Genomic DNA, 9,694 nt, shown 5'->3' on the forward strand with positions numbered 1-9,694 from the left:
CCATTTCGCAGCAGCCGCCTGATCGGCGCAGAGCGACAGCCTACCTCTGACTGCCGCCAATCTTTGCAACAGAGCCCACTGGCGGGGTAAAAGCTTTCCGATTGAAGCGTATCCCGACCGAGGCCGATTGGCTCGCCGCGATTAACGGCTTGGGCAGCGCCGCGCGCACGGCGCTCGCAAGGCTTAACGATCTGGAACAGATCTACCGGCGCGGATTGCGGGCGGTGGCGTGCGAGTATCGGCCCGGCGCCCTTCCCAGTCTCCTGGCCCTCCTGTTGATGCGGCCGATGGTCTCGCCGCAGACTGTGGCGGACATGCTCCAGTTCAGCGTTGCAGGCGCCAGCAAGCTCATCCAGCGCGCTGTCGCTGCCGGAATGCTCGTGGAGATTACCAAGCGCAAGACCTGGAAGGCCTTTCTGCCGCCAGACCTCGCGGTCCATTTCGGCTTCGCCTCGCCGCGTCGAGGTCGGCCGCGCCTTGATCCCCCTGCCCTTCCCGCAGACCGCAACATGGCTGCCGCACTCGATGCCTTCGACACAGAAATGGCGGCAATCGACCGGCTTTTATCCAGTCGTTCGAATGCAGGCGGCGCCTGAATCGTTGGACACGCGGCAGCCCCCAGCTGAGTGAACCTTCAACTGGCAAACAGATACCCAGTCGTTGCAACGTCTCCCCACGCGAACTGGCGACCCGCTGATCAACGCGCCTCGAGTAGCGTTCTGATCGCGTCGAGCACCTCTTCGTTGGACGCCGCCGCCTTGGGCAGGATTTTAACGCTCAAGCCGCCGCGCGGAGTGCGGATATAGCGCAGCATCGGCTTCCCGCTGCCGGCCTTGATCTCGGTTTCTTGCTGCACTTTCTTGGCCGGAGCGACGGTAGCGCGGACGAGCCGCTTCGCCACCTCAGGCCCCGCTGTCCGCACGCCGAGATCCGCCCGCTCTGCGGCAATGCACTTTCCTTCATCTACCATGAGTTCGAGTGCACGCGAATCGGTGGTCAGGGGCTTGAGATCGCGTGCGATCCGCACCGTGATATCGTGCTTGTCCTCGAAAGCCTCGACCACGCTGTCGGGCAACCGCGCGACATCGAGCAGTCGGCTCAGCCATGACTTCGAGATTTTGAGATGCTCTGCCATCTCACTCTGCGAGCCATTGTAGAACTCTGTGAGCGCCCGGGCATATTCCTTGGCACGCTCCCAGTCTGAAATATCCTTGCGCGAACGATTCTCGATGTCCGAAACCCGGAACGCCTCTTCGTCCGAGACATGCTGGATGGTGACAAGATAGTCGTACTCGGGATGATGATGCTCGCGCAGCCACTTGACCGTCCACCAGCGGCGAACGCCGGCGATGATCTCGAAGTCATGGTCGGGATCGTCCGGCAAGCGACGGACGATGGCAGGGATGCGTTGCTTCTTCGCCGAGAGAAACGCATCGATCAGATCTCTGCAGCTATCCTCGTTAAGATGGTCGAGGTCGCGATTGTGGAGGCGCCAGGGGCGGCAGCGCGCCGGATCCACCCATTCGGTACGGTCGGTCACAACCTTGCCCGTTGCGAGCCGTGCCAAGGCCTGACTTCGGCTTGCCATCACCCCTTCAGCGGCAGGGGCATGGTCCAGCTCATCGGCTTCTTCCAGCCCTTCCGTGAGGCTGCTTCCAAATCCGCGATTACCCTTAGACATCGATGCTCTTCCTATCACTCGTCACTCGATACAGCTGCGTTGCCACGTGGCAACAGCGTTTTCGCGCGACACCTTTGCGCGGCTTGCGACCGTGGCGGTTGCCACGTGGCAACTTGGCGCTTCGCGCCCGCCGCCGTTGTCTCTCGCCAGATCGTCATATCGCCAGAAACGCCTTTACCTTTCTGTTATCCCTCGTTTTTTGTCGGGCGTTGCCACGTGGCAACGACTAGGCGGCCTCCCCTGCCCGGCTCTCCCACGATCGCAGAACATCCGCCTCAATGTCCCGGCAGACATCGTTCAGATGCTTCACGCAACGGTTGTGCACTTCATGCGACGTGACCGGCCGCTCGAGTTCAAACACTGTCTTCATCCGCGAACTCGCATTGTCGATCTCCGCGCTCGTGCGCAGCACCGAATTGATCATCGATCCGCCAAAAACCTGGCGCATCATCGTCAGAATTTCGCGATGCATCGACTTGCTTTCATCGACGCGGCTGCCCACGAGACGGATGAAATTATAAGCCGGTTTCACCCTGCCCCCGAGCTTCTCCAGCTGCCGCATCGTTGTCCGCGCCATGTCGATGAATGATACCGTCGAAGCGAAATCGATGACGCTTGGCGGCATCGGAATCACCATGGCATTCGCCGCCTGAAGCACCGCCATCGACACCATTCCCAGTGCCGGCGGCGGATCCATAATCACGATGTCATAGTCATCCACGACCTCGTCGATCGCCTGCGAGATCAGGTCGATGATGTCGAAGCTTTGGTTCTGAGCGAGATAGCCAGCGATCTCATATTCGAGATTGTAGAGCTTCAGATTGGCCGGGATCAGATCGAGGCCGAAAAAATGCGTCTTACGGATGATCTTGCGGACACCCAGCAATTCCGGATTGTGAAAATGTCCGTACAGCGTGTCGTCCTCAGCCAGATCGATATCGGGCCGATAGCCGAACATCATGGTCGAGCTCGCCTGGCTGTCACAGTCGATAAACAGAACCCGATAGCCCCGAATTGCAAAATGCTGGGCAAGATGCAGGGCGATCGTCGACTTGCCGACGCCGCCCTTGAAATTGGAGATTGAAATGATGGCCGGCGTGTCGGTGGGCGCGCGCCACGGGCGGGTGCCAAACACCTCCCGCATATGATCCAGTTCTTCGAGCGTATATTGCACGCGATGTCCCGAAGCGGTTCGGTCGCGTTCGGGCAGCCGCCCGTCGCGCTCCGCCTCGCGGATCGCCGATGCGGTGCGGCCCACCAGCGATGCGGCCTTGGAGATGGCGAAGGTCGGACCTTTCTTCTGGCCTGTCTCGGGATCCAATGCGCCATCCCGAATGCGTTTGAGGATGGTGAGCGCTTTACGGTGAAGAGTGCCGAGACCATCTTCTTCGACAAGGTCATCGGGCTGTGCTTCGAGGATTTGTTCTGTCGCCATTTGCCGCCACTTTGTGAGATTGTGAGGCGACAATAGCCCTGTTGGCAGTTTTGAGCAATAATCGTCCATCAGACTTACAACTTGGCCGATGATCTCCGAGCCGTTTGACGCTATGCCCCGCATCGAGCAGCCGTTGGTGCGTTCGCGAGACCGATGATCACGGAGCCAATGGTACAAGGAGCTCGCGCCTGATTCGCGGGGGGCGCCACATCCACGGCAGGTGCGCGCGGGGCCTGTGGATAACTACCGATGATCTCGGTGCAAACCGATGATTCCAGTGCGTTTTCCCGATGATCTCGGTGCGAACCGACCGATGATCTCAGAGCCCATACCTATATCTTAGAATCCCTATAAAAATCCGATTCGCGAATCGCTTTGATTTTTTTGAGCTGAGAAGGGCAGGGGCCATTGTCCAAACCGCTCCAAGATCATCGGTACAGTTGGAGGTTTTCCTCTCAGGATTCGGGCAAAACTGCCAAGCATCTTGCTTTCTTGGCTCAAAGCTGTTGTTACCGAGTGACAAACAGCCCCCGGAGTCGGGGAAGGGCAGATCATGAACGGGGACACACATAGACCGATTGGACACCAATATGCGCTAGCCATGCTCGACGGCGGCGAGGAACGGGTGCGATCACTGGCTAGGTCCGCCGGTACTCAGCTGACCATGGATGCGTTTTTGCGCGTTCAGGACGAGGAACCGGTCCCGGCATTTCTCCATTCCGCGCTCTGTGCGATGTCGCTTCCGACCAAGCGACCCAAGGACGACACCCAGCCGATCCTGCGCGAAGACGGCAAATACGCCCTCGCGATCAATCCGCGGCCAGTTCTTCACAACGTCGACGGCAAGCCTGTCCTGAAAAGCCTCGGCGTACCCTACGGCGCCTATCCCCGAGTCGCGCTCATCTACCTCCTGTCGCAAGCGGTAACCAAGCAATCCCGCGATGTGTATCTCGGGCGAAATTTCACGGAATGGATGCGCCGCCTTGGGTATCAGACCGTGTCCTACGGGCCCCGCGGTACGGCAAACCTCATGCGCGAGCAGGTCGATCGACTGCTGGCATGCGAATGGCAGATTCGTTGGGATGGCACGGAAGCCGGCGACAACGCCTTTGCCGTGCGGGACGTGAAAATCTCCAATGAATATGCCGGAACGCTCGACAAGAATGGGGCATTCGCCCGGGAAATCCGGATGTCGGAAGCCTTTTACAGCCATCTGGTCGATCATGCCGTCCCGCTGAACGAAGTCGCCATCCGGGAACTCAAGGGCACGCCGACCGCGCTCGATCTCTACACCTATCTTGCCTACCGGTTACCGCGCATCAACAGCGGCAAGGGCCAGATGATTTCTTGGGACCAACTGGCCAAGCATCTCGGGAATGAGGCTGACAGCAAGCGCTTCAGGCAGACGGTGCGCGAGACGATGCAACTGGTTTCGGCGGTCTATCCCAACGCCAACATTGACGTTTCAGGGCGCAAGGTCGTGCTTCATCCGTCGCCAGCGCCGCTTGAGCGTAAACTGGTCGGACCGCATTTGCGACTCGTGGGGCCGGCTGAACAAACGGCACCGAGATCATCGGTCGCAAAGTCCGTCCGATCCACTCCTGCCGCGACCCCACAACAGGAGCTCGTGTCTTTCCCAAGTGGATCGCTGAGCTACGGCACGCGCGAAGGCGCTTTTCGCGCGATCGGGCTTGAGAAAGGGCAACCCTGGTCGGTTGACACAATGGCGAACGCTTTCCGGGCGGGTTTTCCCGATATCAAGCGGCAGCGGACCGAAGCAGAATGGCTCCGGGTCTGGGAAGCCTTCGTCATCAAATATGCTCAGCGCCGCGGGCCGAGCGACGTCGAGTGACCGATGATCTCGGTGCCGTTTTCATGGTTGCGACGAAAGCACCTGATTACGTCTGAGAAAAGGAGAGCAGGGCAGGGGGCGTAAGCAGGAGAACAGCTATGCCGCTTACAGCCCTACGACCGTCACAGGAGCTTGTCGATCTGGTGGGATCGCTTGGAGGCACCTGGCACGGGCGAACCGCCATGTGCCTTTGCCCTGCGCACGCGGATCGAACCCCCAGCCTTTCGCTGCGGCAAGGGGATCGCGGCATACTCGTCACCTGTTTCGCGGGCTGTGGACGTGACGATGTCCTGCGCGAACTACGCCGAGTCCCGCTCAGCGCTCGGCATAGCTATGTCGATGCGCCCATGCAGACGAGGACGAACGTCGCCAGGCTGTGGGAGGAGGCGTTTCCGATCACCGGATCCCTCGCTGAGCGCTATCTCGCGTCGCGCCATTTGCTGCCGCCAGCCGATGATCTCCGATTCCACCCCCGTTGTCCGTTTCGACCCCGGCCGTGGACGGTCTTCCAGCCTGCACTTCTGGTGGCAGTTCGGCAAAACCGCCAACTCACGGCGATACAGCGGATCTTCCTCGATCCGGTATCGTCTGGTTACCGCATGAAGCTTATGCTTGGCCGGCCGGGGCAGGGGGCCTGGCAGGGAGCAGGGCAGGGGAGCCCCATCCTCGCGCTCGCCGAAGGTTTCGAGACCGCGAGAGCCTTTACCCTTCTCAACCAGATACCGTGCTGGGCAAGCCTCGGCGCCCGCCGGCTCGATCAGATTAACCTTCCTTCCCGCGTCGAGACCCTCATAATCGCCGAGGACAATGACGCCGAAGGCCGGCAGGCCGCTGCCAGGGCGGCACGTCATTATGATCGCGCCGGTCTGGAAATCCGGCGGATGCCGCCGCAGAAAGGGCACAAGGACTGGGCAGCGCAACTTGAAGCGATCTGACCAGGCCCATCGCAGCCGCATTCGAGCCCGCTGCGGGGGCATTGCGTAGCTTTCCTGATGGCCGACGCGCTATCCTGACCCATATTGGCGCGGCATCATTCGAGGAAACGCTGTATGGAACACCAATCGCGCCAGAGGATCGCCGACAGCTGGGCTGTTCTGTTCCAGCCGCTCGCCGCAGGAGAGGCATTCGATGTCCAAAGCTACCTGTTCGCGCCGCGCTACCAGGCAAGGCTCGCTGGCACGCTGATCCAGCACCAGAGGACCGCGCTCGCATTTGTCGCGGGCAGACTGGACGCGGAGCTGAAGCTTGCACAGGACATTGCCGCAGCCAGTTCGAGCCCGGAGATGGTCTCGGCCTGGACAGACTTTCTCAAAACGGCGACCCAACAATATGGCGCCGCGGCTCGGAACCTCCTGCAACTGGAATCGCTCGAACTCATCGAGGCGAGCGGGGCGGGGACGGCCGGTGAACTGCGCGACATCGCCGCATCCAGCCAGATCATGGCCTGAGCCGGCACAACGCTTGCCATGTGCAGGTAGCGAAGCCTGTCGCCTGCCGTGAGCCCAGCGAGTGGCAACCGCGACACGGCTCCTGCGGCTTGATTTCCTGACAGATCGGGGCGGTCCGTCGCTTCTGCCGGATCGCCTGTCGCTTCGCCGGTGCGACCCCGTGCGAAGGCCGCAAGCGCGCAAGGATAAAGAGAAGGGGGGTCGATGGATTGATGCTGCCGCAGGGGCAGCCAGTCCGGAGATCCCCCATGACCGACCTGTTCGATATCAAAATCGCTGCGGAGCGCCGCGCAGCGGCCATTCTGGTCGAGCGCCTTTGCTCATCCGGACCGGTCACCAGGGCAGATCTCAATGCAGCGATGACCCACGCCTATGAAGGATCCGACGCCGACGGCCTCTGGACCCAGCGCGACAGCTTCGAGATGCTCGAGCATGCGCTGGCTCTGCACCTTCAATCGACCGCGACTCCCGTGCGGACCCTGGCCGACGCCCTGTCCGCCTGCGCCCTGCTTGAACGCCTGCCCACCCAAACCGTACGAAGCGAGGAGCAGATCGAGTGGCAGCAGTTCTCCACGCCCGTGGATCTTGCGGCCGTGGCCGTCGTCATGGCCGCGATCAAGCCCGATGACATCATTCTCGAGCCGAGCGCCGGCAACGGGCTGCTCGTCGCGCATTGCCGCGATCATGCCGGACTTCACCTCAACGAATATGCCCCCGCACGGCGGGCGAGGCTCGCTTATGCCTTTCCTGGCGCCACCATAACCGGCCATGACGGCGCGACCATCAACTCCACTCTTTCCGCCGCAGCCCGGCCGAGTGTCATCCTCATGAACCCGCCCTTCTCGCGTTCGCTCGGCCGGGGCGATGACAGCCACGCCGCCGTCCGTCACCTCCAGGCGGCTTTACGCCGGCTTCAGGCGGGCGGCAGGCTGGTCGCGATCATGCCGGACTGGTTCGGTCCCAGCGCCAGGATGCGAGACCTTTTCGAAACCACGCTGCGCGACGTCAGCGTGCGGACCTCGGTCCAACTGGAGAAATGCTACCTTAAGCACGGCACATCCATCGCCGTGCGCTTGCTCGTGATCGACAAGACGCCTGGCGCAGCAGTTCCGTCTACCCTCCAACGCGCTTCCATCCGTGACCTCATCGATGGGCTTGCCATACCAGAGCGTCACCGCCTGAGTGCGGCTGCGCCACCCACGCCCAAGCGGGCAGCAGGCCTTTCACTCCTGCGCGCCGTCAAGAGCAGCCGTGCTCAGCCGCGTCCCTATCACTCCCCGGCCCGCAACCATGTTCTTCCGGTCGCCTACACCGCGCTGGATACGCCTGCGCCCCTGCTCGACCAGGTCGGCGTGTACCTCCCCTACAGACCGAGCCGCATCCGCTTCGAGGCCGCAGGCGACCATCCGACCGCGCTTGTGGAGTCGGTGGCGATGGGCTCGATTGCCGCGCCGGTTCCCCACTATGTGCCGCAACTTCCCGAGCGGACCGTCAGTGAGCGGCTTCTTTCGGCATCGCAGCTCGAAACGGTCGTCTACGCCGGCCACGCCTGGACGCAGTTCCTGCCGGGCCGTTTCAGGCCGAGCAAGGAAGGTGTCGGCCTCGAGGTCGCGGAAGACGGATCCGCTTACCGCAAAGGCTATTTCCTGGGTGACGGCACGGGAGCGGGCAAGGGTCGTCAGGTCGCGGCCTGCATCCTCGACAGCTGGCTGCAAGGTCGCCGCCGCAACATCTGGATATCGAAAAATGAGGCGCTGCTCGAAGATGCCCGGCGCGACTGGAGCGCGCTCGGAGGCTTGCCGGCGGACGTCCAGCCGCTCGCCAACTGGAAGATCAACGAGCCGGTGACGCTCGATCAGGGCGTGCTCTTCGTCACGTATCCGACCCTCCGTTCTGTGCGCGGCGACCATAGCCGGCTGCAGCAGATCATCGACTGGGCTGGCGCGGATTTCGACGGCGTTATCGGTTTTGACGAAGCGCATGAAATGGGCGGCGTGGCCGGCGGGGAAGGGGCGCTCGGTGCGAAAAAGGGATCGCAGCAGGGCATTTGCGGCGTGCTTCTCCAGAACAACCTCCCTGGTGCGCGCATACTTTACGCCTCGGCGACGGGCGCTTCGGACGTGAACAACCTCGCCTATGCGGTTCGCCTTGGTCTTTGGGGTCCAGACACGGCATTCGCCGACCGCGAGCAGTTCATATCCGGCATCCGCAAGGGCGGAATCGCGGCGATGGAGCTTGTCGCCCGCGATCTCAAGGCGCTCGGCCTTTACACGTCGCGCGCGCTCAGCTTCGCCGGCGTCGAATATGATATTCTGCGCCACGAGCTCACGCCCGAGCAGATCGCGATCTACGACATCTATGCAGAAGCCTGGGCGATCATCCACCGCAACATGGAAGAAGCGCTCGAACTCACGGCGGTCGTGGACGGCATCGAAAACGCCACGCTCAACAGCGGAGCGAAGGCATCCGCTCGATCCCGCTTCGAATCGACCAAGCAGCGCTTCTTCGGACAGGTGCTGCTCAGCATGAAGCTGCCAACCGTGATCCACGCGGTGCAGGAACATCTCGAGGCCGGCCAGTCGGTGGTTCTCCAACTCGTAACCACCGCCGAATCTATCCTCGATCGCCGCCTGGGCGATCTCAGCCCCGACGAACGCGCCGATCTCGAGATCGACCTTTCGCCAAGGGAATATATCTTATCCGGATCTCCGCATAATACATATTCTTTGCAGTCAGGATTTATGTCGAGCGGTTCGCATGCAGGCGCGGATTTTCGGGATGAAGACATCGATTTTACTCCAGATAATTAAGGAGGATGGAGATGTGCGGGGTGCACGAGACCTCTGGGACTATGCTCGTTTCCGAACGTCGTTGAGCATCATGATCAGCGGATCAGCTGGTGGCTTGAATCGGCCAGGCTTGACGGTTGGCGACCCATGCGCTGCGAGGATTTGTAGCTTTTCCTCGGGATCGGCCCGCAGATAGGCTTCCGTGCTTTGAATGCTGGCATGCCCGAGCCAGAGCGCCACTTTGCGAATGTCACCGGTCGCGGCGAGCGTGTGCATTGCGCAGGAATGCCGGAGCACATGAGGCGTGACCCGTTTGCCCAGCAGAGATGGCTGCTTTTTCGCGGCCGTGGCGACGTGCTTTGCCAGTCTGAACGCAAACCCGTCGCGGCCCATCGGCACACCATTGGCGTTGAGGAATATCTCCATTGCCTGGCATTGCGGCCTGACGGCCAGCCAAGCCCGCAGGGATGCCTGCGTCTCGCGCCACAG

At 61.5% G+C, this 9,694-nt stretch carries 7 protein-coding genes and 1 pseudogene; 5 read left to right on the forward strand and 3 right to left on the reverse strand.

All coding sequences use genetic code 11. The features are described 5' to 3' along the window. Positions 1-101: 101 nt before the first annotated feature. Positions 102-596 carry a hypothetical protein gene (locus tag QHC67_RS18200; RefSeq protein ID WP_319296503.1) on the forward strand — a complete coding sequence of 165 codons (495 nt, stop codon included), beginning with the start codon at positions 102-104 and terminating at the stop codon, positions 594-596. A gap of 101 nt (positions 597-697) precedes the next feature. Here QHC67_RS18200 and QHC67_RS18205 read toward each other — a convergent pair whose 3' ends face one another. Continuing rightward, positions 698-1,681, reverse strand: coding sequence for a ParB/RepB/Spo0J family partition protein (locus QHC67_RS18205; protein ID WP_319296506.1), 984 nt, complete (start codon positions 1,679-1,681; stop codon positions 698-700). A 226-nt stretch (positions 1,682-1,907) separates the two neighbouring features. Continuing rightward, positions 1,908-3,116 (reverse strand): AAA family ATPase, encoded by a 1,209-nt coding sequence (locus tag QHC67_RS18210; RefSeq protein ID WP_319296509.1) that lies wholly within the window; start codon positions 3,114-3,116, stop codon positions 1,908-1,910. Positions 3,117-3,669: 553 nt separating this feature from the next. On the opposite strand from QHC67_RS18210, the gene QHC67_RS18215 reads away from it, so the two are divergent. The 4 genes and pseudogenes from QHC67_RS18215 to QHC67_RS18230 form a co-directional block, all read left to right on the forward strand. Then, entirely contained in the window at positions 3,670-4,968 is a 1,299-nt protein-coding gene (locus QHC67_RS18215) for a replication protein RepA (RefSeq protein ID WP_319296512.1), read from the forward strand. Positions 4,969-5,066: 98 nt separating this feature from the next. Then, the gene (locus tag QHC67_RS18220) at positions 5,067-5,903 is read left to right on the forward strand and encodes a toprim domain-containing protein (RefSeq protein WP_319296514.1); all 837 of its coding nucleotides are present in this window, start codon (positions 5,067-5,069) and stop codon (positions 5,901-5,903) included. A 114-nt stretch (positions 5,904-6,017) separates the two neighbouring features. Then, complete coding sequence (locus QHC67_RS18225; RefSeq protein WP_319296516.1) at positions 6,018-6,416, forward strand: hypothetical protein; 399 nt, start codon at positions 6,018-6,020, stop codon at positions 6,414-6,416. Positions 6,417-6,664: 248 nt separating this feature from the next. Continuing rightward, a pseudogene (locus QHC67_RS18230) lies at positions 6,665-9,115 on the forward strand (strawberry notch-like NTP hydrolase domain-containing protein); the annotation flags it as partial. Between the two features lie 150 nt (positions 9,116-9,265). On the opposite strand, the gene QHC67_RS18235 reads toward QHC67_RS18230, so the two are convergent. Then, positions 9,266-9,694, reverse strand: a 429-nt coding sequence (locus tag QHC67_RS18235) for a tyrosine-type recombinase/integrase (protein ID WP_319296521.1), incomplete at its 5' end; no start/stop codon positions are given.

It is taken from the genome of Sphingobium sp. (assembly GCF_033795625.1).
In the GTDB taxonomy this organism is placed as follows: Bacteria; Pseudomonadota; Alphaproteobacteria; order Sphingomonadales; family Sphingomonadaceae; genus Sphingobium.

Bases quoted from the DNA above. Each gene is read 5' to 3' on its own strand.
- QHC67_RS18210 (WP_319296509.1), bottom strand. From the start codon at position 3,116: ATGGCGACAGAACAAATCCTCGAAGCACAGCCCGATGACCTTGTCGAA.
- QHC67_RS18215 (WP_319296512.1), top strand. From the start codon at position 3,670: ATGAACGGGGACACACATAGACCGATTGGACACCAATATGCGCTAGCC.
- QHC67_RS18220 (WP_319296514.1), top strand. From the start codon at position 5,067: ATGCCGCTTACAGCCCTACGACCGTCACAGGAGCTTGTCGATCTGGTG.
- QHC67_RS18205 (WP_319296506.1), bottom strand. From the start codon at position 1,681: ATGTCTAAGGGTAATCGCGGATTTGGAAGCAGCCTCACGGAAGGGCTG.
- QHC67_RS18225 (WP_319296516.1), top strand. From the start codon at position 6,018: ATGGAACACCAATCGCGCCAGAGGATCGCCGACAGCTGGGCTGTTCTG.